Source organism: Paracoccus zhouxuedongae (genome assembly GCF_041927815.1).
Classification (GTDB): domain Bacteria; phylum Pseudomonadota; class Alphaproteobacteria; order Rhodobacterales; family Rhodobacteraceae; genus Paracoccus.
The window spans coordinates 1-25,859 of record NZ_JBHFHM010000001.1 but is presented as its reverse complement, the minus strand read 5'-3'; the positions used below and the strand labels follow the sequence as shown (position 1 = coordinate 25,859).

Annotated in this window: 25 protein-coding genes; 10 read left to right on the top strand and 15 right to left on the bottom strand. The window is 67.4% G+C overall.

The features are described from left to right. Positions 1-1,295: 1,295 nt before the first annotated feature. Positions 1,296-2,081, bottom strand: a complete 786-nt coding sequence (locus ACEYYA_RS00125; RefSeq protein WP_374796328.1) for a DUF1013 domain-containing protein — start codon at positions 2,079-2,081, stop codon at positions 1,296-1,298. A 139-nt stretch (positions 2,082-2,220) separates the two neighbouring features. On the opposite strand from ACEYYA_RS00125, the gene ACEYYA_RS00120 reads away from it, so the two are divergent. Beyond that, on the top strand, positions 2,221-2,868 hold the full coding sequence (locus ACEYYA_RS00120; RefSeq protein ID WP_374796326.1) for a ribonuclease T2 family protein: 648 nt from the start codon (positions 2,221-2,223) through the stop codon (positions 2,866-2,868). 225 nt (positions 2,869-3,093) lie between these two features. After that, a complete protein-coding gene (locus tag ACEYYA_RS00115) occupies positions 3,094-4,719 on the top strand; it encodes an ABC-F family ATP-binding cassette domain-containing protein (RefSeq protein ID WP_374796324.1) in 1,626 nt (541 codons plus the stop codon). Here the strand turns inward: ACEYYA_RS00115 and ACEYYA_RS00110 are convergent. Both ACEYYA_RS00110 and ACEYYA_RS00105 read right to left on the bottom strand, forming a co-directional pair. Next, positions 4,686-5,672: an NAD(P)H-quinone oxidoreductase gene (locus ACEYYA_RS00110; protein WP_374796322.1), complete on the bottom strand. Its 987-nt coding sequence runs from the start codon at positions 5,670-5,672 to the stop codon at positions 4,686-4,688. The two genes, ACEYYA_RS00115 and ACEYYA_RS00110, sit on opposite strands and share 34 nt — an antisense overlap. Beyond that, complete coding sequence (locus ACEYYA_RS00105; RefSeq protein WP_374796320.1) at positions 5,669-6,352, bottom strand: COQ9 family protein; 684 nt, start codon at positions 6,350-6,352, stop codon at positions 5,669-5,671. Before ACEYYA_RS00105 ends, ACEYYA_RS00110 begins: the two co-directional genes overlap by 4 nt. A 101-nt stretch (positions 6,353-6,453) precedes the next feature. Here ACEYYA_RS00105 and rpsU point away from each other — a divergent pair, with 101 nt between their 5' ends. After that, positions 6,454-6,660, top strand: coding sequence for a 30S ribosomal protein S21 (gene rpsU, locus ACEYYA_RS00100; RefSeq protein ID WP_011748553.1), 207 nt, complete (start codon positions 6,454-6,456; stop codon positions 6,658-6,660). Between the two features lie 73 nt (positions 6,661-6,733). Here the strand turns inward: rpsU and ACEYYA_RS00095 are convergent, their stop codons facing one another. Beyond that, positions 6,734-7,198 carry an Lrp/AsnC family transcriptional regulator gene (locus ACEYYA_RS00095; RefSeq protein ID WP_374796314.1) on the bottom strand — a complete coding sequence of 155 codons (465 nt, stop codon included), beginning with the start codon at positions 7,196-7,198 and terminating at the stop codon, positions 6,734-6,736. A 154-nt stretch (positions 7,199-7,352) separates the two neighbouring features. Here ACEYYA_RS00095 and ald point away from each other — a divergent pair, with 154 nt between their 5' ends. Further along, positions 7,353-8,471 carry an alanine dehydrogenase gene (ald, locus tag ACEYYA_RS00090; RefSeq protein WP_374796312.1) on the top strand — a complete coding sequence of 373 codons (1,119 nt, stop codon included), beginning with the start codon at positions 7,353-7,355 and terminating at the stop codon, positions 8,469-8,471. Positions 8,472-8,537: 66 nt separating this feature from the next. Here ald and mscL read toward each other — a convergent pair whose 3' ends face one another. Then, positions 8,538-8,960, bottom strand: coding sequence for a large conductance mechanosensitive channel protein MscL (mscL, locus tag ACEYYA_RS00085; RefSeq protein ID WP_374796310.1), 423 nt, complete (start codon positions 8,958-8,960; stop codon positions 8,538-8,540). 198 nt (positions 8,961-9,158) lie between these two features. Here mscL and ACEYYA_RS00080 point away from each other — a divergent pair, with 198 nt between their 5' ends. Then, positions 9,159-9,860 carry a glutathione S-transferase C-terminal domain-containing protein gene (locus tag ACEYYA_RS00080; RefSeq protein WP_374796308.1) on the top strand — a complete coding sequence of 234 codons (702 nt, stop codon included), beginning with the start codon at positions 9,159-9,161 and terminating at the stop codon, positions 9,858-9,860. Here the strand turns inward: ACEYYA_RS00080 and ACEYYA_RS00075 are convergent. The 3 genes from ACEYYA_RS00075 to ACEYYA_RS00065 form a co-directional block, all read right to left on the bottom strand. Continuing rightward, on the bottom strand, positions 9,857-12,904 hold the full coding sequence (locus tag ACEYYA_RS00075) for an efflux RND transporter permease subunit (RefSeq protein WP_374796306.1): 3,048 nt from the start codon (positions 12,902-12,904) through the stop codon (positions 9,857-9,859). The genes ACEYYA_RS00080 and ACEYYA_RS00075 overlap by 4 nt on opposite strands. Continuing rightward, the gene (locus tag ACEYYA_RS00070) at positions 12,901-14,055 is read right to left on the bottom strand and encodes an efflux RND transporter periplasmic adaptor subunit (protein WP_374796303.1); all 1,155 of its coding nucleotides are present in this window, start codon (positions 14,053-14,055) and stop codon (positions 12,901-12,903) included. Before ACEYYA_RS00070 ends, ACEYYA_RS00075 begins: the two co-directional genes overlap by 4 nt. 93 nt (positions 14,056-14,148) lie before the next feature. Then, entirely contained in the window at positions 14,149-14,619 is a 471-nt protein-coding gene (locus ACEYYA_RS00065) for an Lrp/AsnC family transcriptional regulator (protein ID WP_374796301.1), read from the bottom strand. A gap of 144 nt (positions 14,620-14,763) precedes the next feature. Between ACEYYA_RS00065 and ACEYYA_RS00060 the strand changes: the two genes are divergently transcribed. Genes ACEYYA_RS00060 through ACEYYA_RS00045 form a run of 4 tightly spaced genes read left to right on the top strand, consistent with a single transcriptional unit; the run spans position 14,764 to position 19,326 of the window. Beyond that, positions 14,764-16,812 carry a transketolase C-terminal domain-containing protein gene (locus ACEYYA_RS00060; RefSeq protein WP_374796299.1) on the top strand — a complete coding sequence of 683 codons (2,049 nt, stop codon included), beginning with the start codon at positions 14,764-14,766 and terminating at the stop codon, positions 16,810-16,812. Position 16,813: 1 nt separating this feature from the next. After that, complete coding sequence (locus ACEYYA_RS00055) at positions 16,814-18,022, top strand: dihydrolipoamide acetyltransferase family protein (RefSeq protein ID WP_374796297.1); 1,209 nt, start codon at positions 16,814-16,816, stop codon at positions 18,020-18,022. A gap of 51 nt (positions 18,023-18,073) precedes the next feature. Next, a complete protein-coding gene (locus tag ACEYYA_RS00050) occupies positions 18,074-19,000 on the top strand; it encodes a DnaJ C-terminal domain-containing protein (protein ID WP_374796295.1) in 927 nt (308 codons plus the stop codon). Further along, positions 18,997-19,326 carry a hypothetical protein gene (locus ACEYYA_RS00045; RefSeq protein WP_374796293.1) on the top strand — a complete coding sequence of 110 codons (330 nt, stop codon included), beginning with the start codon at positions 18,997-18,999 and terminating at the stop codon, positions 19,324-19,326. Before ACEYYA_RS00050 ends, ACEYYA_RS00045 begins: the two co-directional genes overlap by 4 nt. Here ACEYYA_RS00045 and maiA read toward each other — a convergent pair. Genes maiA through fahA form a run of 6 tightly spaced genes read right to left on the bottom strand, consistent with a single transcriptional unit; the run spans position 19,323 to position 24,523 of the window. After that, positions 19,323-19,964, bottom strand: a complete 642-nt coding sequence (gene maiA, locus ACEYYA_RS00040; protein ID WP_374796291.1) for a maleylacetoacetate isomerase — start codon at positions 19,962-19,964, stop codon at positions 19,323-19,325. The two genes, ACEYYA_RS00045 and maiA, sit on opposite strands and share 4 nt — an antisense overlap. After that, a complete protein-coding gene (locus ACEYYA_RS00035) occupies positions 19,964-20,515 on the bottom strand; it encodes a VOC family protein (protein ID WP_374796289.1) in 552 nt (183 codons plus the stop codon). Before ACEYYA_RS00035 ends, maiA begins: the two co-directional genes overlap by 1 nt. Continuing rightward, the gene (locus ACEYYA_RS00030) at positions 20,512-20,715 is read right to left on the bottom strand and encodes a DUF2783 domain-containing protein (RefSeq protein ID WP_374796288.1); all 204 of its coding nucleotides are present in this window, start codon (positions 20,713-20,715) and stop codon (positions 20,512-20,514) included. Before ACEYYA_RS00030 ends, ACEYYA_RS00035 begins: the two co-directional genes overlap by 4 nt. A gap of 1 nt (position 20,716) precedes the next feature. Beyond that, a complete protein-coding gene (locus ACEYYA_RS00025) occupies positions 20,717-22,327 on the bottom strand; it encodes an FAD-dependent oxidoreductase (protein ID WP_374796286.1) in 1,611 nt (536 codons plus the stop codon). Between the two features lie 24 nt (positions 22,328-22,351). Continuing rightward, the gene (locus ACEYYA_RS00020; protein ID WP_374796284.1) at positions 22,352-23,302 is read right to left on the bottom strand and encodes an MBL fold metallo-hydrolase; all 951 of its coding nucleotides are present in this window, start codon (positions 23,300-23,302) and stop codon (positions 22,352-22,354) included. A gap of 3 nt (positions 23,303-23,305) precedes the next feature. After that, positions 23,306-24,523, bottom strand: coding sequence for a fumarylacetoacetase (fahA, locus tag ACEYYA_RS00015; RefSeq protein WP_374796282.1), 1,218 nt, complete (start codon positions 24,521-24,523; stop codon positions 23,306-23,308). Positions 24,524-24,616: 93 nt separating this feature from the next. Here fahA and ACEYYA_RS00010 point away from each other — a divergent pair, with 93 nt between their 5' ends. Next, positions 24,617-25,075: a MarR family winged helix-turn-helix transcriptional regulator gene (locus ACEYYA_RS00010; protein WP_374796280.1), complete on the top strand. Its 459-nt coding sequence runs from the start codon at positions 24,617-24,619 to the stop codon at positions 25,073-25,075. On the opposite strand, the gene phoU is transcribed toward ACEYYA_RS00010, so the two are convergent. Next, the gene (phoU, locus tag ACEYYA_RS00005; RefSeq protein ID WP_374797378.1) at positions 25,060-25,776 is read right to left on the bottom strand and encodes a phosphate signaling complex protein PhoU; all 717 of its coding nucleotides are present in this window, start codon (positions 25,774-25,776) and stop codon (positions 25,060-25,062) included. The two genes, ACEYYA_RS00010 and phoU, sit on opposite strands and share 16 nt — an antisense overlap. Positions 25,777-25,859: the final 83 nt, after the last annotated feature.

Here is a 25,859-nt window from a genome sequence, read left to right as displayed (position 1 = left end):
GCATCAAGCGCGTGCCACGCCGAACCCAAGGACGTCGCGTGACTGATGAAGTGGCGTCGTGGCAAGGCGAAGCTGGATTGCGTTCACGCGGCGATCTGGCGCGTAGCCGCCCCGGACGGAGCGCGCGAAACACGCCAGCCCTAGGCGTCCCGCCTCGGCGAGGGCGCCTTGGTGCGGCCTCGCCCCGGGTCAACGTGTAGCGCAACCCGGCTACCGGCCCTTGGCACGTTCCACATCGCCAGGCCGCAAGGTTGCGGGCGAAAGGCAGCGGATAAAACAAAGCCGGTTCGCGACCACGCAAGGCGCATGGCCAACCAGCAACAGCGGCGGGCCGCGCTACGGAAAAACCGGCGCGCTGTTTCGGAAAGGAAAGGGCGCACAGGTTGCAGCAGCTCGCCCCGTATCGGGCGCTGTATCGCCACTTTACCCCGGAGCAGTGTAACTTCGCCCTAGAGTAGAGCAACTTCGCCCCGGAAGAACCTCCAACCCGGCGCGCGCGACCGCCCCTTCCCACGCCCGACACCGCGATGTCGCAAGGTTTCACGCGAACGCAGGGGGGTGAACGAAAGCCGAGCGACGGTCACGCCAACCGGCGCGCCAGCTGGAAACACATGCCGGGCGCGCCACGAAATGATCGACACTCTGATTCCGACCGGAACAGGCCCAAGCGTTACAGCAGCCCGCCCCGTATCGGGCGCTGTATTGTCACTTTACCCCGAAGCAGTGCAACTTCGCCCCGGAAGAACCTCCAGTCCGGCGCGCGCGACCGCCCCTTGGCATGTCCGACGCCGCGATGTCGGAAGGCTGCACGCGAACGGTGACGGGCGATCGAAAACGACGGCAGCCGGTGAACGCAAACCGGGTCAAGGTCACGCCAGGCGCCCCCGACGGAACCTGGCAAGGTTGTTGACGAACAGGCGCGGCGACGCGGAACATGGTGCCATCGCACTCATCCTGCCGGACGATGCAGTCAGACAGGCAAGGCCAAGCAAGAAAGGGCCATCCATTCAGTGCGAAACGCTGGCTATCGGGCGACGCAGCGATGGCTGGAAACGGTGCGGATCGGCAGCCTGTCTCGCCCTCGCGATGCCGCAACGCACAAGGTTGGCCACCAGCCCAAGATAGCGGTGCCACGTGGCTTCCGCCCGCATAGCCAGCCAAGCCGACCAATTCGATCGGCCAGGCGCGCCGTGAAAAGGCCGCCCGGTCTGGGCGGCCTGTCATGGATCAGCCGTTCACGCATCCGCCCGTCACCGATCAAACCTTGCGGCGCCCCATCAGCGGGCGCGCGTCGATCAGCGGCGACGGCGGTCGGTGTCGTCCTCGTCCTCATCCTCGGCGTCGCCGGGCAGGTTGAAGAAGCTGTCGGCGTCAGAGTAATCGCGCTTTTCGTCGACTTCCTCGGCCTCATCGGCCTGATCCTTGGCGCCTGAAAGGGTAAAGTTCTCAAGCCCGGCGATAGCGGTCGGCAGGCGGGGTTCCTGGCTCATGCCCAGGCTCGATTCGGTCGAGACCAGCTTGCGACGTTCATCATCGCTCATCACGACGCCCTCGGCGGCCTTCTTCTTGGCCGCCTTCTGCACTTCGGCATCCAGCTCGGTCTGTTTGCACAGGCCCAGGGCGACCGGATCGATCGGCGTAATGTTCTGGATGTTCCAGTGGCTGCGGTCACGGATCGAGGCGATGGTCGGCTTGGTGGTGCCGACCAGCCGCGCGATCTGGGCGTCGGCCAGTTCCGGGTGGAACTTGACCAGCCACAGGATCGAGGCCGGGCGGTCCTGACGCTTGGACAGCGGCGTATAGCGCGGGCCGCGGCGCTTTTCCTCGCCCACGGCGGCGGGGTTGCTTTTGATCCGCAGCTTTTGCAGCGGGTTCGCCTCGGCCGCCTTGATTTCCTCGGCGTCAAGCTGGTTCGAGGCGATGGGGTCGAAGCCCTTGACGCCGGTCGCGACGTCGCCATCGGCGATGCCCTGCACCTCAAGCTCGTGCAGGCCGCAGAAATCGGCGATCTGCTTGAAGCTGAGCGTCGTGTTGTCGACCAGCCAGACGGCGGTAGCCTTGGCCATCAGCGGTTTTGCCATCGGATCACTCCTTTACAAATCTTTCCCGCGCCGGGAAAACGGCTGCGGTCCGGGGTCGTCCCTGGGCCCGCGTGGTCCTCGTTTTCGGGGGATTGTCGGCTATATAGGCGCGAAACGTCCGCAGGAAAAGGAAAAAGCGATGCGTTTGACCCATCTTTGCCTGGGCCTGGCGATGTGCGTGTGGGCGGGCGCGGCAGCGGCGCAGGACCGCGGGCGGGCGGGCGATTTCCATTACTACGTCTTGTCGCTGAGCTGGTCGCCGAACTGGTGCGCGACCACCGGCGATGCGCGCAATGCCGAACAATGCCGCCGCGGCACCGGCCATGCCTTTGTTCTGCATGGACTTTGGCCGCAATACGAACAGGGCTGGCCGCAGGATTGCGCAACCGCGGAACGCGATCCGTCGCGGCGCGAAAGTCAGGCGATGGCCGACATCATGGGGTCGGGCGGGCTGGCCTGGTATCAGTGGCAAAAGCATGGCCGCTGCACCGGGCTGTCGGCCAGGGGCTATTACGACACCGCGCGCGAGGCCGTGGGCCGCATTGCAATTCCCAAGGTTTTCAAGGGCCTGGACCGGGACGTGCGGCTGCCCGCCTCGGTCGTCGAGGAGGCGTTCCTACAGGCCAACCCCGATCTGAGCGCGGACATGATCACCATCACCTGCAGCGACGGCTACATCCAGGAGGCGCGGATCTGCCTGACCAAGGATCTGACGCCGCGGCGTTGCGGATCGGACGCGTTGCGCGATTGCCGCATGACCAATGCCCGCATGGATGCAGTTCGCTGAAATCGCAGGGAAATCGCGTATTTTTCCCGTATCGCGCGCGTCATGTTCGCGTATCTTTTGCGTATCACGTTTGCATCACGCCCGCCGCTTGCGGGACGCTGGAACTTGCATAACCGCAACGCGGCCCTATCTTGCCGCCAATCCATCCTGACAGGAGCATCGCCGACATGGACCTGACCCACCGCGCCAACCCCCACCCGGTTTCGCTGCGAAAGGTCATGTCTGATGCCTGCCACCCCCTCACCCGTTGTCACCCTGTCGGGCCTGTGCTGGTCCACCCCTGACACCACCCCCCTGTTCACCGATCTGAACCTGACCCTGGGCGCCGAACGCATCGGGCTGGTCGGGCGCAATGGCGTGGGCAAGACCACGCTGTTGCGGCTGATCGCGGGCGATCTGGTGCCGCTGGCCGGGTCGGTCCAGACCGCCGGGCGTATCGGCTGGCTGCGCCAAGACGCGGCGCCCGCCCCCGCACAGACGCTGACCGATCTGTTCGGCGCCCGCGCGGCCCTGGCGCTGCTTGACCGGGCCGAGGCTGGCCTGGCCTCTGCCGAGGATCTGGCGCGCACCGACTGGACCCTGCCCGCGCGCATCGAGGCGGCCTTGCTGCGTTGCGGTCTGGCAGTTGAACCCGATACGCCGCTGGCGGCGCTGTCGGGCGGACAACAGACGCGTGCGCGGCTGGCGGCGCTGATCCTTGACGCGCCTGACATGCTGTTGCTGGATGAGCCGACGAACAATCTGGACGCCGAGGGGAGGCAGGCGGTGGCCGATCTGCTGGCGGGCTGGCGCGGCGGGGCGGTGGTGGTCAGCCATGACCGCGCGCTGCTGGACCAGATGGATGCGATCGTCGAGTTGTCGCCGCTGGGTGCGGCGCGGTTTGGCGGCAATTACACCGCCTGGCGCCAGCAGAAGGACATCGAACTGGCCGCCGCCGCGCATCATCTGGACAGCGCGCAGCGGCAGCGCGATCAGGCGGCACGCCGCGCGCAAAAGGCCGCCGAGCGCAAGGCCCGCCGCGACGGGCGCGGCCAGCGCCAACGGGCCACGGGCAGCCAGCCCAAGATCCTGCTGGATGCGGCCAAGGGCCGGGCCGAGGCCAGCCACGGCGCCAATGCCCGCCTGCGCGAAGCCCGGCAGGCCGAGGCGGACGCTGCCCTGACCGAGGCCCGCGCCCGGATCGAGGTGCTGACCCCGCTGCGCATGGATCTGCCCCCGACCGGGCTGCCGACGGGGCGGGTGGTGCTGCGGCTGGCGGGGGTTACGGGCGGCCCCGATCCCGCCGCACCGATCATCCGTGATCTGTCACTGACCCTGACCGGGCCGGAACGGGTGGCGATCACCGGGCCGAATGGTTGTGGCAAGACCACGCTTTTGCGGCTGATCACCGGCGATCTGGCGCCACTGGCAGGCCGGATCGACCGGGGGGGGCCGGTGGCGCTGCTGGATCAGCATGTCAGCCTGCTGGACGCGGAACAGACGCTGCGCGACAACTTCACCCGGCTGAACCCAGGCAAGAACGACCATCAGGCCCGCGCGGCGCTGGCGCGGTTCGGCTTTCGCGCCGAGGACGCGCTGCAAACGGCGGGTGAGCTGAGCGGCGGGCAGCGGCTGCGCGCCGGGCTGGCTTGCACGCTGGGCACCCGCCACCCGCCGCCGCTGCTGATGCTGGACGAGCCGACCAACCATCTGGATCTGGACGCTATCGCCGCGCTGGAATCGGCATTGGCCGGATATGACGGCGCGCTGATCATGGTCAGCCACGACCCGGTGTTTCTGGCCAGGCTGGGGCTGGATCGGGTGATCGACCTGAGCGGTCAGGCCACCCGCAGCACGATCTTGCCGATGTGATCGCCCGCCTCCATCCGGGCGTGGGCGGCGGCGGCATCGGCCAGATCGAAGCTGTGATCCATCACCGGCGCCAACCGCCCCGCCGCGATCATCGGCCAGACGCGGGCGCGCAGCTCGGCGGCGATGGCGGCCTTGGCCAGGTCGGACTGCGGGCGCAGCGTCGATCCGGTCAGCGTCAGGCGGCGGGTCATGATCGGGGCAAAGTTGATCGCGGCCTTCGGGCCTTGCAGGAAGGCGATGTTCACCAGCCGTCCGTCATCGGCCAGGGCCTTGATATTGCGTTCGATATAGCTGCCCCCCACCATATCGAGGATGAGGTTCGCCCCGCCCGCATCGCGCATCACCTGCACGAAATCAGCCTCGCGGTAGTTGATCGGGGTTGCGCCCAGATCGGCGCAGGCGGCGCATTTCGCATCCGACCCGGCGGTCGCCCAGACCCGCGCGCCAAGGGCGCGGGCGATCTGGATGGCGGTCGTGCCGATGCCCGATGACCCGCCATGCACCAGGAACCGTTCGCCCGCCGCCAGCCCGCCGCGCGTCACCACATTCGACCAGACGGTGAAGGTGGTCTCGGGCAGGCAGGCGGCCTGGCGCAGGTCCATCCCCTCGGGGATCGGCAGGCAGTGGCTGGCGGGGGTGACGGCGTAATCGGCATAGCCGCCGCCGGGCAGCAGCGCGCAAACCCGGTCACCGACCGCCCAGCCCTGTGCACCCGCGCCAAGGGCCACGATCTCGCCCGCGCATTCCAGGCCGGGCAGATCGCTGGCACCGGGCGGCGGCGCATAGGCCCCGGCGCGTTGCAGCGCATCGGGGCGGTTGACGCCGGCCCAATGGATGCGGATCAGCACCTGGCCCTGGGCGGGCACCGGCACCGGACGCTGGGTCAGCGACAGCACGTCGGGGCCGCCCGGCGCGGTGATTTCAACGGCGCGCATCATCGTCGGCAGGCTCATCGGGCCACCTTGCCCGGCGCGCGCCGCGGCTCGGGGGCGCGGATCTGCCCGGCCAGCCAGATCGGCCCGGCAAAGATGGTCGAGAGGACCGCGCTGTCGCGAATCTGCTTCTTGGTTTTCTCGAACCGCATCACGCCGTCGATCCGGCGATCCAGAAAATCCCAACTGTCGCGTTTGCCGGGGCTGTCATCGCCCATCCAGAACACCGAGGTCGCGGTATAGACCGTGCCCAGGATCGCCCGCTTGGAATACCAGTTCGCATCGCGCGAGGTATCGCCTAGCCCCGTCCAGATCGTGTCGGCCGTGTCCCAGACCAGTTGCAGGCCCAGCGGCGCCAGATGCGGCAGCGACAGCAGCGCCGCGCCGCGCCGGACGATTTCGGGATCGACGATCTCAAGCCGGTGGCGGACGGCGGCGGCCACGCGGTCGCGGAAGCGCAGATGGGACAGGTCGGTCGTGGCCAGCCAGTCGGCCAAGGCCCGGTCGCCCCGGCGGTGGTATTCGGCGGCCAGATCGGCCGCCCCGCGCGGACAGGCGATTCGCGCCTGCGTCACGTCGATCCCGGCATCGCGGCAGGCGGCCTGAAAGGTATCCTCACCCCAGCCATCAAAGGTGACATGGGGCAGCGCGGCCCCCAGCAGGGCGGCACGGGTGGTGTCGGGCGTCGGATGGGCGGTCACGGCAACCTCCTGAGTTTCTTTTGACAGGCGCGGGCGTCCCTGCTATGGGGGCGCTTCCTGCGATCTATGCAACTTTAACCTAGGAAGGTGGTGACAACCACATGCAGGTCAGCGTTCGCGACAACAATGTCGAACAGGCGCTTCGCGCACTGAAGAAGAAACTTCAGCGCGAGGGGGTTTTCCGTGAAATGAAGCTTAAGCAGCATTTTGAAAAGCCCTCGGTCAAGAAAGCCCGTGAAAAGGCTGAGGCCGTCCGCCGCGCCCGCAAACTGGCGCGCAAGAAGGCCCAGCGGGAAGGCGCGCTTTAAGCGGTTCCTGACGCTGGCGGGTTCGCCCGCAACGATCAAACCACAGAAAAACCCCTGCGTTGCGGGGGTTTTTTCACACAGGCAGGGCGGTTGTCTTGAACACTGTGCGCAGCGCGAAGGATGATTGCATCTGCGCCACGCCGGGCAGCCGGGCAAGGTGCTGGCGGTGGATGCGGGCGAAATCGTCGGTATCCTCGGCCACGACTTTCAGCAGGTAATCGGCGCTGCCCGCCATCAGGTGACATTCCAGCACATCGGGGATCTTGCGCACCTCGCGCTCAAAGGCGTCCAGCAGTTCGTCGGCCTGGCCCGACAGGGTGATTTCGACAAAGACCGTGGTGGGCCGACCGATTCGGCGCGGGTCCAGCAGGGCGACGGTGGCGATCAGATAGCCCTCGGCTTCCAGTCGCTGCACGCGGCGGTGACAGGCCGAGGGCGACAGATGCACGGCCTCGGCCAGATCGGCGCCGGTCAGGCGGGCGTTCTTTTGCAGCAGCGCCAGAATGCGCCGGTCGGTGGCATCCAGTTGGTCGGGCACGCGCGGATTTCCTGCATCAGGGCATTTGGCGCGATGATGCTGCAAGTTTGCCCCGCTTTGCCAGCAAAACTTGCGCCGACAACGCGCCCGGCCTGCGGCAGGATGGGCGCAGGACGGCCCGGCAAGCGGCCGCCAGCACAACAGGGGTGGAAACATGAAGATCGGTTGCCCGAAAGAGATCAAGCCGCAAGAGTTCCGCGTCGGCCTGACCCCCGATGCCGCGCGTGAGGCGGTGGCCCATGGTCACGCCGTTCTGGTCGAGACCGGCGCAGGCGCGGGGTCGGGGTTTGACGACAGCGATTACATCGCCGCCGGGGCCACGATTGCGCCGGATGCGGGCGCAGTCTTTGCGGCGGCGGATCTGATCGTCAAGGTCAAGGAGCCGCAGCCCGCCGAACGCCGGATGCTGCGGCGCGGGCAGGTGCTGTTCACCTATCTGCACCTGGCCCCCGACCCCGACCAGACCCGCGACCTGCTGGCCAGCGGCGTCACCGCCATCGCCTATGAAACGGTCAGCGATGCGCGCGGCGGCCTGCCGCTGCTGGCGCCGATGTCCGAGGTGGCGGGACGGCTGGCCCCGCAGGTCGGGTCATGGGCGCTGCAAAAAGCCAATGGCGGGCGCGGCGTGCTGATGGGCGGGGTGCCGGGCGTGCGGCCTGCCAATGTCGTCATCATCGGCGGCGGCGTGGTCGGCACGGCGGCGGCGCGGGTGGCCGTCGGCATGGGCGCGAATGTCACCGTGCTGGACCGGTCGGTGGCGCGGCTGTCATGGCTGGACGACATCTTCATGGGCAAGCTGACCACGCAATATTCCAGCGCGCAGGCCGTGGCCGATCTGATCCAGCGCGCTGATATGGTGATCGGCGCGGTGCTGATCCCCGGTGCCGCCGCCCCGCGTCTGGTCAGCCGCGCGCAGCTTTCGACGATGCAGCCGGGCGCGGTGCTGGTCGATGTGGCGATCGATCAGGGTGGCTGCTTCGAGACCAGCCGCCCCACGACCCACCACGACCCCATCTATACGGTCGACGGCGTTGTGCATTACTGCGTGGCGAACATGCCGGGCGCGGTGGCGCGCACCTCGACCCAGGCGCTTGGCAATGCGACGCTGCCCTTTGTGCTGGCGCTTGCCGACAAAGGCTGGCGGCGCGCCCTGGGTGATGACGCGCATCTGCGCGCCGGGCTGAACATCCATGACGGGCGGCTGACCTATGCCGCCGTGGGCGCGGCCCTGGGGATCGAGGCGATCACGCCGGACGCGGCGCTGGATCTGTAACTCTGCCCCCCCGCGCAACGAAAAAGGCCCGCCGGGTGGCGGGCCTTTGCGGTCTGTCGGCGGCGCTTAGCGGCGGGCCAGCAGGTCGCGGATTTCGGCCAGCAGCGCCTCGGTCGAGGGGCCGGCTTCCGAGGCGGCTGCCTCTTCCTTCTTGACGGCGGCTTCCTTGATGCGGTTGACCATCTTCACCAGCAGGAAGACGACAAAGGCGATGATCAGGAAGTTGATGACGGCGGTCAGGAACGAGCCATAGGCAAAGACCGGGGCGCCGGCCTCTTTCGCGGCGGCCAGCGTGGCATATTCGCCCGCGCCCAGATTCACGAACAGGTTCGAAAAGTCGATGCCGCCGGTGATCAGGCCGATGATCGGGTTGATCAGGTCGCCCACCAGCGAGGTGACGATGGCGGTAAAGGCGGCACCGATGATGATACCAACGGCCATGTCCATGACATTACCCTTGGCGATGAAATCCTTGAACTCTTTCAGCATGTCTGTCCCTTTCTGGTCGCAACCGTGGGTTGCGTATGTTCAATCAATCGCGGCTATACACCCTTTGGTGTGGCTGGAAACATGATACCTGTAGCCGGGCCAGACGGTCACGGGGAAAAACGCGCCCCCTGGCACCAAAGCGCAACATCGGCACCGCCGACTGTTGCAATCCGATCACCATCTGTCTGAAGGCACGCCATGAATCTGTCAGATTTTCCGATCACACACCGCTGGCCGCCGCGCCGGTCCGATGTCATCCAGCTTTATTCGCTGCCCACGCCGAACGGCATCAAGGTCGGCGTCATGCTTGAGGAATGCGGGCTGGAATATGACGCCCATCGCATCGCCTTTGACCGCAAGGATCAGTTGACGCCCGAGTTCCTCAGCCTGAACCCGAACAACAAGATCCCGGCGATCATCGACCCGAACGGGCCGGACGGGCAGCCGATGGGACTGTGGGAATCCGGCGCGATCCTGATCTATCTGGCCGACAAGACCGGGCGCTTCCTGCCCGCCCAGGGGGCTGCGCGCTACCGCGTTCTGCAATGGCTGATGTTCCAGATGGGCGGCGTGGGTCCGATGTTCGGCCAGTTGGGCTATTTCCACGCCTATGCCGGGCGCGAGATCGAAGACCCCCGCCCGCGCCAACGTTACATCGACGAGGCCCGCCGCCTGCTGTCGGTTCTGGAGGGGCAATTGCAGGGCCGCGATTGGCTGTGCGATGACTACTCGATCGCCGACATCGCGGTTGCGCCCTGGCTGGCGGCGCTGCGTGACGGCTATGACGCTGCCGATCTGGTCGGCTGGGACACGCTGCCGCGCGTGCGCGACTATCTGGACCGGTTCATGGATCGCCCGGCGGTCGCGCGCGGGCGGCTGGCGGCATCCGAGGACGCCTAAGCCCGGCGGCGGCCCGTACCGAGCACGCGCCCGAACAGCCGCCGCAGCCGCTGTTCGGCGCCGTCGATCACGCTGAACAGCGACGGCACAAAGACCAGCGACAGCAGCGTGGACAGCACCAGCCCGCCGATCACCGCGATCGCCATCGGCGCGCGGAAATTGCCGCCCTCGCCGGTGCCAAGCGCACTGGGGATCATCCCGGCGGTCATCGCGATGGTGGTCATCACGATGGGCCGCGCGCGCTTGTGGACGGCATCCAGGATGGCGGCGGTCTTGGGCGTGCCGCGATCCATCGCGGATTTGGCGAACTCGACCAGCATGATGGCGTTCTTGGTGACGATCCCCATCAGCATCAGAAAGCCGATCACCACGGCAAGCGAGATCGAATGCCCGGTCACGAACAGCCCAAGGATCGCGCCGCCGATGGCCAGAGGCAGCGACAGCAGGATGGTGATCGGGGTGACGAAGCTGGCAAACAGCAGCACCAGCACGACATAGACCAGCAGGATGCCCGCGCCCATGGCGGTGCCGAAGGCGCCGAACACCTCGGCCATCACCTCGGCATCGCCGGCGGACTGGATCTGGGTGCCGGGCGGCATGGCGGGGCCTGCCTCGGGCAGCGCCATGATCGCCGTCATCGCCGGACCAAGCAGCGCGCCGGGGGCCAGGTTCGCGGTCACCTCGGTCTTGAAGCGGCGGTCATAGCGGCTGATCTGGGCCGGGCCGACGGCAAAGCCGATGTCGGCCACCGCCGCCAGCGGCACCGGCCCGGCGGTCGAGGGCAGGCGCAGGTTCTGGACCTGTCGCAGGTCGGCCCGCGCCTCGTCCGACAGGCGCACCATGATCGGGATCTGCTGGTCGCCCGAACTGAACTTGGCCAGGTTCGCCTCGCTGTCGCCCAGGGTGGCCACGCGCAGGGTCTGCGCAAGGGTCGAGGCGCTGATGCCCAGTTGTGCGGCGATTTCCGGCTTGGGGGTGATGCGGATCTCGGGTCGGCGCAGGGCGGCGGCACTGGTCACGCCTTCAAGCTGGGGCAGGCCCGACATGGCGCGCACCAGGCCTTCGGCGGCGGCGGTGGCGGCGGCCTCGGTATCGCCCAGCACGCTGATCGTCACGTCGCTTTGGCCGTCTTCGCGCCGGAACGTCACCCGCAGGTCGGGCACGTCGGCAAGCTGATCCTGAAGCCTGCGTTGCAGTTCAAAGCTGGTGTCGTCACGGTCATGGGCGGGGCCGTAATCGACGATCAGCCGGCTTTTGGTGACGTCGCCGCTGCCGCCTTCGACAAACACCTGTTTGACAAAGGGCAGCGCCTGGATCCGCGCCGACAACTGCCGCGACATGGCGGCGTTTTCGGCCAGCGTCGCGCCCGGCGGCAGTTCGATTTCCAGCACCGATTTGCCCATGTCGGCGGGGGGCGCGAATTCGGTCGGCAGCAGCGTGGCCGAATAGATCGAGCCGGCAAAGATCGCCAGCCCCGCCAGCAGCGTCAGCAGCCGGTGTCGCAGGGTCCAGCCCAGAAGGCGCATCAGCCGCGTCAGCAGCCAGCCGTCCTCGGGTTCGTGCAGCGTGTCGGCATTGCGCAGCAGATAGGCCGCCATCATCGGCGTGACGATGCGCGCCACCAGCAGCGAAAACAGCACCGAGATGGCCACCGTCAGGCCGAATTGCTTGAAATACTGCCCGGCGATGCCGCCCATGAAGCTGACCGGCGCGAACACCGCGACGATCGAAAAGCTGATGGCGATCACCGTCAGGCCGATTTCCGTCGCCGCATGTTCGGATGCGTCATAGGCGGATTTACCCATCTGGATATGGCGGACGATGTTCTCGATCTCGACGATGGCATCATCGACAAGGATGCCGGTCACCAGTGTGATGCCCAGCAGGCTGATCATGTTCAGCGTGAAGCCAAGCTGATGGATCACGAAGAAGGTCGGGATGATCGACAGCGGCAGCGCGACGGCGGCGATCAGCGTGGCGCGCCAGTTGCGCAGGAACAGAAAGACGACGATCACCGCAAGCGCCGCGCCTTCGTAAAGCGTCTCCATCGCCTTGTCGAAATTGGCGCGGGTGAACACCGTCATGTCGTCGATCAGGCTGATCTCCAGCCCGGGATAGCGTTCGGACAGTTGCGCCAGCCGTTCGCGCGCGCCGGTCGCAGCCGACAGGTCCGACGCGCCGGATGCGCGCTGCACCGAAAAGGCCACCACGGGCGTGCCGTCCAGCAGCGCAAAGCTGCGCGCCTCGGCCCCGCCATCGCGGACGCTGCCCAGGCTGTCCAGCGGGATGGTGCGGCCCCCGGCGATGGCGATCGGCGTGGCGGCCAGGGCGGCGACGCTGGGTGCCGCGCCAAGCGCGCGGATCGAATATTCGCTGCCCGCCAGGTCGCCGCGACCGCCGCCCAGGTCGATATTGCGCCCCCGCAACTGCTGCGAGACCTCGGCCGCCGTCAGCCCGTGCGCCAGCAGGCGGTCGGGGTCCAGTTCCACCTTGATCTCGCGCGCGGCGCCGCCGATGCGGCTGACCTTGCCGACCTGCGCGATGGTCTGCAATTCGCGCGCGATGACGTCATCGACCAGCCGCGACAGCTCCTCGATGCTGCGGCTGGGGTCGCGCACCGCATAGTTCAGGATCGGCATCCCGGTGACATCCAGCCGTTTGATGACTGGTTCGCTGATGCTTTCGGGCAGGTCCGACCGGACGCTGGCCACCGCGTCCTTGACGTCGTTCAGCGCGCGGTCGCTGTCGGTGGCCAGTTCGAACTCGACGGTGATGGCGGCCAGGCTGTCGCTGGTCGTGGTATGCACATGCCGCACCCCGGCCACGCCATAGATCGCATCCTCGACCGGCTGGGCCACCTGGCCGACCAGTTCGCTGGGCGCGGCGCCCGGCTGGGCGATGGTGACGCTGACGATGGGCAGGTCGATGTTGGGGAAATGCGTGACCGGCAGCGACCTGAAGCTGACCAGGCCGACGATCAGCAGCACCAGAAACAGCGCGATCGGCGGGACCGGGTTGCGGATCGACCAGGTGGCGAAGTTCATGGCGCGGTTCCGCTGGCGGCGTCGACCGGCTGCACCGCATCGCCATCGTTGAAAAACGCCCCGGCGCGGGCCAGCACGGTTTCGCCCTCGGCCAGCCCCTCGCGGATTTCGCGGCGGTCCTGCCACAACAGGCCGGGGGTCACGGGGCGCGTGTGAACAACGCCGTCCTGCACCACCTGCACGACCGCGCCATCGGCCCGTTCCAGCACCGCAGCGGCGGGCACGGTCAGCGCCGGGCGCTTGTCGATCACCACCACGCCGCTGGCAAACAGGCCCGGCCGCAGCCCCTGAACCGGGTCAAGCGCCACGCGCATGTCGCCCAGCCGCGTCACCGGATCGACCGAGGCCGGAACCAGCCGCACCCGGCCCGCCACCGCGCCAACCCCGGCAACCCGCAATTCGGCCGGATCGCCCGCGGCAAGCCCCTGCAAGGCGGTCTCGATCACCTCGGCGCGCAGTTCAAGCTCACCGCCGCCGATCAGCCGGAACAGCGGCTGCCCCGCCGCCGCAGCGACCGCCCCGATCTGCGCATCACGCGCGGTGATGATCCCGGCAACGGGGGCCGTGATCTCGGTCCGGGTCAGGTTCAGGGCGGCGATCTGGCGGGCCGCGTCGGCCTGGGCAAGGGCGGCACGCGCCACCGCCAGCCCGTCGCCCGCCGATGCGGCATTGGCGCGGGCGTTCGCCTCGGCGGCCTCGGCCTGATCCAGCACCGCACGGCTGGCGGTGCCCGAGCGCGACAATTGCCGCGCCCGATCCAGGGCCGCGACCGCCTGTTTCAGCGACGCATCCGCCGCCGCGATCTGGTTGCTGGCCTGCGCCACGCCGGCCTCGGCGCGCTGATATTCGGCTTCGGCCTGGGCCTGCTGGACGCGCAGCGTATCCGCCGACAGCCGCGCCAGAACCTGCCCCGCATCCACCCGGTCGCCCGGCTGGGCCAGCAGTTCGGTCACCTCGAACCCCTGCACCTGCGGATAGATCAGCACCTCGTTCAGGGCGACCAGGGTGCCCGAGACCGGCACCTGATCCTGCACCTCGGCCAAGGCCACCCGCGCCACGGTCGCCGCCGGTGCGGGCGCATCCTGCGCCTGCGCCTGGGCCAGCCCAAGTGCCAGCAGCAGCAGCCACCCGCCAATCATCTTGCCCGTCATGCGTCCCCCACTGCGGTGACGCCCGGTCCGGGCGCAGGCGAAACATAGGCACGCCATCGCGCCACAGCAATGCGCAGCCGCGTGATCGTGGCGTCAGACCGGCAGGGCTGTCGTGGATTTGATCCGCTTCATCGCAAAGGTCGTCGATGACTGCGCCACGCAATCCTGCGCCAGCACCCGGTGCATCAGCAGGCTTTCATATTCGGCCATGTCGGTGACGACGAAATGGATCAGGTAATCCCATTCGCCCGAGGTGGAATAGATCGAGACGATTTCCGGCAGCGTCGTCAGAAACCCCTCGAACGCGCGGCGGGTGGCGGTGTCATGCGCCTTCATCCGCAACTGGCAGAACACATCCAGCCCGCGCCCCACCGCGCGCGGGCTGACGATGCGCACCGCCCGGCCCAGCACGCCCGCCTGTTCCAGCGCCCGCACCCGCCGCCAGCAGGATGCGGGCGAGGATGCGACCCGCGCCGCCAGCTCTGCCTGCGACAGACTGGCATCCTGTTGCAGCGCGGCAAGGATGCGCCGATCCAGATCAGTCAGTTGAACTGATTTCATCATGATCTGTCACCTTGCGAACTGTCCATATCATATCCTGCCGGTTTCTGCGCTGCTTTGAAAGCCCCCGCGCAGGCGGCCGCCCTATCCTGACCCAAGGGAAGAACAGGGGGGATCATCATGGGATTGGCGCGCAAGGATGCGGCGATGCGACAGGGGCGCAGCCCGGCGGATGGTCCCGACTGGGCACGCGCGGCGGGGCTGGTGCTGCTGTCACGCGCGCTGGACACGCTTGAGGAAGGCGAACTGATCCCCGCCGGCAAGATGCGCTATCAGTTCAGCGCGCGCGGGCATGACCTGGCGCAGGTCCTGCTGGGGCAGCATCTGACCGGGCGGCATGATGCGGTCGGCGTCTATTACCGGTCGCGCCCCATGCTTCTGTCGATTGGCGTGACCGCCGAGGAGGCCCTGGCTTCGGCCATGGGCCGCATGGACAGCTATTCCGAGGGGCGCGACATCGGCGTGACCTCGAACTTTCCGAATCTCACCGGATGCAGTGCGCTGCCGATGTCGGGCGGCGTTGGCACGCAATACACGCCGGCCGTCGGCTGGGCGCAGGCGCTGGAATATCATGCCAGCGAACTGGGTTCCGCCGATCATGGCACGTCGATTGCCGTGGCGCTTGGCGGGGATGGGTCGGTCGCGTCGAACGGGTTCTGGTCGGCGCTGACCATCGCCACCACGCAGAAGCTGCCGATGCTGTTCTATGTCGAGGACAACGGCTATGGCATTTCCGTGCCGTCGCGGTTCCAGACGCCGGGGGGCGACATTGCCGCGAACCTGGCCAGTTTCGGCGGGCTGCACATCCTGTCCGGCGACGGCACCGACCCGGCCGAGGCCGCGCGGCTGATCGGTCAGGCGGTCGGCCATGTGCGGTCGCGCAAGGGGCCGTGCCTGTTGCGCCTGCGGGTGCCCCGGCTGATGGGGCACAGCTTTCAGGACACCCAGACCTATAAGCCCGCCGATTTCGTGGCCGATGAGCAATCCCGCGACCCGTTGCCACGCCTGCGCGCGCATCTGGTGCCCGCGATCCTGTCGGAAGCCGATTGGGCACGGCTGGAAGCCGAGGCCGAAGCGACCGCCCGCGCCGCCGCCGAGGCCGCCGAGGCCCGCCCCCTGCCCGACCCGTCGCAAGTCGCCAGCCACCGGTTCTTTGAAGGCACCCCCGCCCGCATGGGTGGTCTGCCGCCCGGCAACCGCAAGGGCTGCGAGACGGCCCAGCCCGAGGGCCAGCGGCTGAACATGGGATCGACCATCCGCCGCGTGCTGGAACAGGAACTGTCGGAAAACCCAAGGATGCTGGTCTTTGGCGAGGATATCGGGCCGAAGGGCGGCGTCCACGGCGTGACCCTGGGCCTGCAAGACAAGTTCGGCGATGCGCGGGTGTTCGACACATCCCTGTCCGAGGAGGGGATCATCGGCCGCGCCATGGGCATGGCCTGCGCCGGGCTGATGCCGGTGCCGGAAATCCAGTTCCGCAAATATGCCGACCCGGCGACCGAGCAGTTGAACGACACCGGCACGATCCGCTGGCGCACCGCAAACCGCTGGGCCGCGCCCATGGTGGTGCGGCTGGCGGGGGGCTTTCTGCGCGCCGGCGACCCCTGGCACAGCCAGTGCAACGAAGTCGCCTTTGTGCATTCGCCGGGCTGGATGGTCGCCGTACCGTCAAATGCCGAGGATGCGGCGGGCCTGCTGCGCAGCGCGTTGCGCGGGCAGGATCCGGTGATCTTCTTTGAACACCGCGCCATGCTGGACGCTGCAAGCGCGCGCCGCCCCTGGCCGGGCGATGACTTCGTGATCCCGTTTGGCCGCGCGCGCATCACCCAGCCGGGCGAGGATATGACCATCGTCACCTGGGGCGGTATGGTCGCCCGGTGTGAGGAAGCGGCCCAGGGTCGCAGCGTCGAGGTGATCGACCTGCGCACGCTGATGCCCTGGGATCAGGGCGCGGTGCTGGAATCTGTCCGGCGCACGCATCGCTGCCTGATCGTGCATGAGGATAACCTGAGCGCCGGGTTCGGCGCGGAAATTGCCGCCGTCGTGGCCAATGACGCCTTCATGGATCTGGATGCGCCGGTCGCGCGGCTGGCGATGCCCGACATCCCCAGCCCGCACCAGCCCGCGCTGCTGAATGCCGCCGTGCCGGGCGTCGATGCGATCCGCGCCAAGATCGACGAACTGATCGGATTCTGACATGACCACCGACATCTGTGTCCCGCTGGAACAGGAAGGCACGCTGGCCCGCGTCACCCGCTGGCTGAAGGCCGTGGGCGAACCCGTCGCCGCCGACGAACCCATCGTCGAACTGGAAACCGACAAGGTGGCGGTCGAGGTGCCAGCCCCCTGCGCGGGCATCCTGGCCGAGATCGTGATGAAGCCCGGAACCGAGGCCGACCCCGGCGCCGTGCTGGGCCGGATGCGCGCGGGCGATGCGGGCGATGCGGGCGCACCCGCAGCCGTGGGCACCCCCACCCCCGCCCCCGCGCCGCGCGTTGCGGCACCGGTCGAAACGCGCCATTCCCCCGCTGTGCGCAAGGCGCTGTCGGAAACCGGGGTGGATGCCACTGGCCTGTCCGGTTCGGGCCGCGACGGGCGGCTGACGCGCGCCGATGTGATGGCGGCGGCCGAGGCCGCCAAAGCCGTGGCCCGCAGCGCGCCGCAGCCCATGGCCGCTGCCCCCGGCCATCGCCCCGCCCCCGCGACCCAGGGCCGCGACGTGCCGCATGACGCCATGCGCCTGGCCATTGCCCGCAACATGGTGAAATCGCTGACCGATGCCCCGCAGGTCACAGCCGTCTTCGAGGCCGATTTCACCGCCATCACCGCCCACCGCGCCCGCCACAAGGCCGCCTTCGCCGCCGACGGCATCAACCTGTCCTTCATGCCCTATATCCTGACCGCCTGCGCCGCCGCGATGCGCGCCGTGCCGCAGGTGAACAGCCGCTGGCATGACGACCGGTTGGAGGTGTTCTCCGACGTCAACATCGGCATCGGCACGGCGCTTGGCGACAATGGCCTTGTCGTGCCGGTGCTGCGGCGGGTGCAGGATCTGTCGCTGCGCGGCATCGCGGCCGGGCTGCACCACCTGACCAGCCGCGCGCGTGAGGGCCGCCTGACCCCGGCGGATATGCAGGGCGGCACCTTTACCATCTCGAACCATGGGGTTTCGGGATCGCTGCTGGCCGCGCCGATCGTCATCAACGCGGGCCAGGCGGCGATCCTGGGCGTCGGCAAGCTGGAAAAGCGCGTCGTGGTGCGCACCATCGACGGGTCGGACGCCATCGTCATCCGCCCGATGGCCTATGTCACGCTGACCATCGACCATCGGGTGCTGGACGGCTTCACCTCGAATGCGTGGCTGACGGCCTTTGTCGCGGCGCTGGAAAGCTGGCCCGACAGTTGAAATCGGCGCGGGCCGTGCCAATCTTGATCCCTGACCAAGGGCATGAGGAAGATGGACAAAAGCCCCTATGACATTCTGGGCGTGAGCCAATCCGCCAGCGAGGCCGAGATCAAGAAAGCCTATCGCAAGCTGGCCAAGGACAATCACCCCGACCTGAACCCCGGCGACGCCGGGGCGGCCGAGCGGTTCAAGGCCGCGTCGGCCGCCTATGACTTGCTGAAAGACCCCGAGATGCGGGCGCGCTTTGACCGGGGTGAGGTTGACGCCAGCGGTCAGGAACGCCCGCAGCGCCAGTATTACCGCGATCATGCGGGGGCAGGCGCGGGCGCGAACCCCTATGGCGAGGCGCGCCATTTTCAGGATTTCGGCGACATGTCGGATGTGTTCGCCGATCTGTTCGGCGCCCGCGCGCAGGCCCGGCAAGGCCGCAGTCAGTCGCGCGGCAGCTTCGACATGCCCGGCCCCGACCACCGCTATGGGGTCGAGATCGACTTTCTGACCGCCGTTCAGGGCGGCGCGGTCGAGGTGATCCTGCAAGGCGGCCAGCCGCTGAAGGTGACGATCCCCGCCGGTGCCACCGATGGCCAGACCATCCGGCTGCGCGGCAAGGGCGGCGCGGGGATGGGCGCGGGGCCTGCGGGCGACGCCTATCTGACGCTGAGCGTCCGCGACCACCCGACCTTTTCGCGCGACGGCGACGACATTCTGACCACCCTGCCGATCAGCCTGGACGAGGCGATCCTGGGGGCCAAGGTCGAGGTCGCCACCATCGCCGGGCCGGTCGCGGTGAACATCCCGAAAGGCGCCAGTTCCGGCCAGACCCTGCGCCTGCGCGGGCGCGGTGTCGCTGGGCGCGGCGATCAGCGGATCGAGCTGAAGATCGTCATGCCCAAGACCATTGACGACGATCTGGCCCGTTTCATCGAAAGCTGGCGCAAGAACCACGGCTATGACCCGCGCAAAGGGGGGCGCGCATGACCCGGCATTTCACCGAGGACGAGGCCATCGCCGCCGTCGCCCGCCTGACCCGCCCGCGGCTGACCGCCTTTGTCAGCCAGCAGGTGATCCGCCCGATCCAGACGCCGCAAGGCCCGGCTTTCGCGCAGATCGACCTGACCCGGATGGAGCTGGCCTGCGACCTGTGCGACGATTTCGGCCTGGATGAAGATGCGTTGTCGCTGGTGCTGTCGCTGGTCGACCAGTTGCACGGAATGCGCGCCGATCTGCACCGGATGCTGGACGCCGTGCGCCGCGAACCTGATGAGGTGCGCGCCCGCATCCGGTCGCGGATCAGCGGCGCCTAACCCCTTGCCGGGTCGAAATTGTCGGGATGGGCACTGGCGATCACGCCCAAGGTTGCGCAGGCGCGCGACACAGCGGCGATGCGCGGCAGATGGTCGAAGCTGACGCCCCAGCGGCGGGCGTTGTAAAGCTGCGGGATCAGGCAGCATTCGGCCAGCCCTGGCGCATCGCCATGGCAGAACCGCCCGGTCGCGGGATGATCCAGCAGGCGCTCCACCGCCGTAAGCCCCTGGTGCAGGTTATCCCGGTTCCACGCGCTGCGAGCCTCGGGTCCGGCCAGGGCCTCGATCCGGTTCAGCACCGACAGGTTTGACAGCGGGTGAACCTCGCAGGCGATGGCCAGGGCGATGGCGCGCACCCGCGCGCGGCTTGCCGGATCGTCGGGCAACAGCGGCAGCGCCGGGCGGGTCTCGTCCAGATAGTCGATGATCGCCAGCGATTGCGTCAGCAGCAGCCCGTCGATGGCAAGCGCCGGGACCAGCCCCTGCGGGTTCACCGCCAGATGCGCGGGGGCGCGATGATCCCCCGCGACCAGATCGACCGGCACCCGGTCATAGGCCATGTCCTTCAACGCAAGCGCGATCCGCACCCGATAGGATGCGGAACTGCGCCAGTAATCGTAAAGGACGGGCCGGGCCATCATGCCTTCGACATTTCCTTGGCGTGCAGCCAGTCGGCATGTTTGGGGGCGCGCTTGGTCTGCGACCATTCCTCCAGCATCTGCCATTTCACCGTGTCCAGCCGGGCCAGCATGGCCTGCTCCTGCGGGTCGGGACAGGCCAGTTCGACCCGGTGGCCGTTCGGATCGAAGAAATAGATCGAATGGAACAGCGAATGGTCGGTGATGCCCAGAACCTCGACCCCATTCGCCTCAAGATGGTCCTTGAAGCCGACCAGCGTCTCGCGGTCCTTGACCTTGAAGGCGATGTGCTGAACCCATTTCGGGGTGTTCGGATCGCGGCCCATCTCGGGCTTGGTGGGCAGTTCAAAGAACGCCAGCACATTGCCCTGCCCCGCATCCAGGAACAGGTGCATGTAAGGATCGGGTTCCTTGGTCGAGGGGACGCGATCCTCGGCAATGGACAGGATGAAGTCCATGTTCAGCATCTTGGTGTAGAACTCGACCGTCTCTTTCGCGTCCTTGCAGCGATAGGCGACATGGTGGATGTGGTCGATCTTGAGGTTGGTCATGGTGTTCCCCCTTGGTTCAGGCGCGCGGCCTGGATGGCGGCGCGCAGCACAGCCGCGTCACCGATGTGGTTCATCAAAATCAGGATCAGCCGCGCGTTCAGCGCGTCGGACTGGGCCTTGCTCAGCCCGTCATGGGCGGCCAGCAGATCGGCATAAAGATCATCGGGGCCGGTCAGGTTCGGGGTCAGGATCAGGGTCATGTCAGTTCCCCGTTGCGGTGCGGATGGCGGCAGCGACGGCACCCGCGTCATAGGCCGGCCAGCGGGCGGCGACGTGCTGATCGGGCCGGATCAGATAGACGGCGGCCGGGGCATCGCCCAGATAGCGTGCGGCCAGATCGGCATCGGCGCGCAGGCGCAGGGTGCGCGCGGGGATACCGACAGCGCCAATCCCGTCCGGCGCATCGGTGTTCAGCGCCAGCACCACGAAATCGCCGCCCTTCAGGTGATCCAGCAGGAAGCCATCGCCCACCGGCGCATCGGCGCAGGGGCTGCCGGGGCGCGTCCGGGCGGGGCCGCCGGGCAGCGCATCGGGCGTGTTCAGCGCAGATCCGTCATATGTGCAGGGCACCGACAGCCGCCCAGAGTTCACGAAGGGCCGAGCAAAGGCGTGGCGTTCCGACAGATCCAGCGCGGCATCGCGGAAGATGCGGCTGATCTCGGATTTCGGTGTGATGAAATCGGTGGACCGGGATGAGTTGAGGATGTTCTCATCCGCGCCGTGGATGCGTTCGGCGTCATAGCTGTCCAGCAGGCTGTCGGGGGCGCGACCCTCGATCACCAGTTTCAGCTTCCAGATCAGGTTGTCGGTATCCTGCAAGCCGCTGTTGGCCCCGCGCGCGCCGAAGGGGCTGACCTGATGGGCGGCGTCACCGGCGAACAGCACCCGGCCATGGCGGAAGGCCTCCATCCGGCGGCACTGAAAGGTGTAGACGCTGACCCATTCCAGCGTGAACGGCACGTTCGGCCCCAGCATCGCTTGCAGCCGGGGGATCACACGGTCAGGGTGCTTTTCCGCCTCTTTGTCGACGTTCCAGCCCAGTTGCAGGTCGATGCGCCAGACGCCATCGGGCTGCTTGTGCAGCAGTGCCGACTGGCCGCGATTGAAGGGCGGGTCGAACCAGAACCAGCGTTCGGTGGGGAAATCCGCCTGCATGATGACATCGGCGATCAGGAAATTGTCCTCGAACACCCGGCCCACGAAATCCAGACCCAGCATCCCCCGCACCGGGCTGGAGGCGCCGTCGCAGGCGATCACCCAATCGGCGTCGATTGCATAGGGGCCGTCGGGCGTGTCGATGGCGATCCGCACCCCGTCCGCCTGCGGCGTCACCCCCGTCACCCGGTTGCCGCCGCGCAGGTCAACGCTGGAGCCGGCCGCCTGCAAGGCGCGCAGGCGGTTCAGCAGTTCGGCCTCGAACGTGTATTGCTGAAGGTTGATGAAGGCCGGAAAGCGGTGGCCGGTTTCGGGCAACAGGTTGAAATCATAGACCTGCCGGTCGTCGAAGAACACGCGCCCGGTGTTCCAGATCACACCGCGATCAACCATCGGCTGACCGCAGCCAAGTCTGTCAAGGATTTCCAGCGGCCGTTTGGCAAAGCAGATCGCACGGCTGCCCCAGGACACCTTGTCATTGTCATCGACGATGACACATTCGATCCCGGCCTGCGCCAGTTCGATCCCGGCGGCCAGCCCCACGGGACCGGCACCGATCACCACCACCTTGTGCCGCGCCGGGCTTGCCGCAGCCTGATCGGCGTGACGGGCATAGGGATACAGCGGCGTTTCAAAGATCTTCGTCTGTGCGGTCATGGGCCTCCCCTCCCCTTGTTCCGCTTAGCCTTGCAGCGCCTCCCACATCTGGCGGTCGCGTTCGGCGGTCCAGATGCGGGGGGTATCGATGCCGCGCGCCTCGTCATAGGCGCGGGCGACGTTGAAGGGCAGGCAATGTTCGTAGATGGCAAAGTCAGCGAACTTGGGGTCGCATTCGGCGCGCACGGCGTCCCACGCCTCTTTCAGCGACCCGCCCCGTGCGGCGACGCGGGCCGCCGGGCGATAGGTGCTGTCGACGAAATCGCGGGTCGACTCGATGGCGGCGTGAACCGCATCCCGCCCGATCAGCGCATCGCCCCGGCCCGGCGCGATGGCGCGCGGATCGAAACTGGCGATGGTGTCCAGCGTGTCGCCCCAATCGGCGAAATGGCCATCGCCGCAGTAACAGGCGCTGTGATATTCGACGATATCGCCGGTGAACATCACCTCTTCGTCCGGCACCCAGACCACGATGTCGCCCGCCGTATGCGCGCGGCCCAGGTGCATCAGTTCAACCCGGCGATTGCCCAGATCGACCGACAGGCGGCCGTCGAATGTCAGGCTGGGCCAGGTCAGGCCGGGGATTTCCTCATGCCCCTGAAACAGGCGGGGGAAGCGGCCGAACTCGCTGGCCCAATCCTCGGCGCCGCGTTCCACGACCATGGCGCGGGCGGCGTCGGACATGATGATGTTTTCCGCCCCATAGGCACTGGCGCCCAGCACCCGCACGGCATGGTAATGGGTCAGCGCCAGGAACTTGATCGGCTTGTCGGTGACGCTGCGGACGTTTTCGATGACCTTTCGCGCCAGCCGTGGGGTCGCCTGCGCCTCGACGATCATCACCGCGTCATCGCCGATGATGACGCCGCTGTTCGGGTCGCCCTCGGCGGTAAAGGCGTAAAGGCCGCGGCCGATTTCGGTAAAGCTGATGGTCTTTTCGGTCAGATCGCCAGCCGAGGCGAATTGTTTGGACATTGTTTACTCCTTGGCGGGCAGGATGGTGCCGATGCAGGGGCCAAAGCCGATTCGATAGCCATCGCCCTGGGCGTGGCCATGCAGGGCGATGGTGTCGCCGTCCTGAATGAAGGTGCGGGGGCCGGACGCGGTCTGCACCGGGGTCTTGCCGCCCTGCGTCATCTCCAACAGCGCGCCGGTCGAATCCGGCGTGGGGCCGGAAATCGTGCCAGAACCCAGCAGATCGCCCACCCGCATCGGGCAGCCCGACCCGCTGTGATGGGCCAGTTGCTGCGCGGACGAATAATACATCACCTTGTAATTCGTGCGGGCCATGACCTGATCGTTCAGCGACCAGGCAAGGTTGAGGTCGTAAAGGCCGGGACGGCTGCCATGTAGATAGGGCAGCAGGTCGTTCACATGCTCGGCGCCCGTGCAGCGGAACGGCGCCAGTGCGGCAGTGGTGACGATCCAGGGGCTGATCGTGGTGGCAAAAGCCTTGGCCTGAAACGGCCCCAGCGGCTGATATTCCCAGGCCTGAATGTCGCGGGCCGACCAGTCGTTCAGCAGCACATAGCCAAAGATCATCGCCTCGGCCTGATCGACGCTGACCCGATCGCCCAGGGCCGAGGGCTGGCCGACGATCGCGCCCAGCTCCAGCTCAAGATCCAGCCGCTTGCAGGCGGCCCAGATCGGCCCGGTCTCGGTTTTCAACTGCCCCATCGGGCGGCGGATGTCGGTGCCCGACACGACGACCGACGAGGCGCGGCCGTTATAGCCGATGGGCATATGCGTCCATTGCGGCGGCAGCGCGTTTTCGGGGCCGCGAAACAGCACGCCCACATTGAAGGCGTGGTTCTTGCTGGCGTAGAAATCGGTGTATTCCGCGACCTCGATGGGCAGGTGCAGCGTGGCATCGGCCATCGCCACGGTCGGCGTATCCAGCTTGCCGCCCTGGGCCAGCAGGTCCGTCAGCGCGGCGCGCACATCGGCCCAGACCTGCGGACCAAGCGCCATGAAAGCGTTCAGCGAGGGATCGGAAAACGTGCCGCCCGCAGCGATGAGGCCCGCATCCTCGCACGCGGCCAGATCGACGATCCGGTCGCCGATCGCCACCCCGCAGCGCGGCGCCTGGCCGGGCAGCGAAAACACCCCATAGGGCAGGTTTTGCAGCGGGAAATCGCAATCGGGCGCATTGGCCGTCGCGATCCAGCTTGTCGCCCGTGGCGTTGCGTCTGACATGGCCCCTCCCTTCCCTGCCCGTAATCCGGTATAGGAAGAATTAGTTTCATATGCAACTATTTTGCAGTAGGCAGCGACGGGGTAAAAGGCGGCATGGACAATTTCGATCTGGGGCGATTCCTGCCCTTTCGCCTGAACCGTCTGGCCGAACGGCTAAGCCGCGCGATGATCCCGATCTATCGCGACGGCTTTGGCATGACGCGCGCGGAATGGCGGGTGCTGGCGCATCTTCGGACCGAAGGCGCGGCAACGGCCAGCGCGCTGGTGGTGCTGACGGCGATGGACAAGGTGAAGATCAGCCGCGCCATTGCCGCGCTTGAGGGGCGCGGCTGGATCGCGCGCGCCGCCGACCCCACCGACCGGCGCGTGAACCATCTGCATCTGACGACGGCGGGCCGGGCCGTGCTGGATGCGCTGACCCCGCAGATGGTCGCGGGCGAGCAGGCCGCGCTGTCGCGGCTGTCGGATGACCAACGCCGCCGGATCGCGGCGGCGCTGGACGATCTTGAGGCGGCCTTTGCCGTGGTTGGCGCCGATCAGTCGCCAGACTGAACGATCACGCCCGCCGTGGTGTCGCTTTTCATCCGTTCATCATCGGGGCGTTCGCCGCGCACCAGATAGATCGCCTCCTCGGCGATGGCGGTGACGTGATCGCCCATGCGTTCGATGTTCTTGGCGATGAAATGCAGGTGCATCGCCGCCGAGATGCAGCGCGGGTCTTCCATCATATGCGTCAGCAGGGTGCGGAACAGGCTGGAATAGATCTGGTCGACCTCGGCATCGGCGGCGCGCACCTGATCGGCCAGATCGGCGTCGCGATCCAGATAGGCGGTCAGTGCGTCGGCGAGCATCTTTTCCACCACCGCCGACATCCGCCGCAGCGTGCCAGCCGTGCTGCCGACCGGATCGACCTGTACCAAGGCCTCGGTCCGCTTGGCCATGTTCTTGGCGTAATCACCGATCCGTTCCAGGCTGGCGGCCGCCTTGACCACCGACAGCACCAAGCGCATGTCGCTGGCCGCCGGCTGGCGCAGGGCGATGATACGGGCGGTTTCGGTGTTGATCCGATCCTCAAGCGCGTCGATGGCGCGGTCGCCGGTCCGCACCTGACGGGCAAGCGCGACGTCGCGCGTCTCAAGCCCGTGGGCGGCGTCGTGCATGGCAGTGCCGACCAGCGCCCCCATCTGGCGCAATTCGCCGCGCAGTTCGGACAGATCGCGGTCAAAGGCGTTCTGAATATGTCCCGGCATGATGCCCCTGTCCCCCTACCCGATACGTCCGGTAATATAGCTTTCGGTGCGCGGATCGCGCGGATTGGTGAAGATCTGCTCGGTGT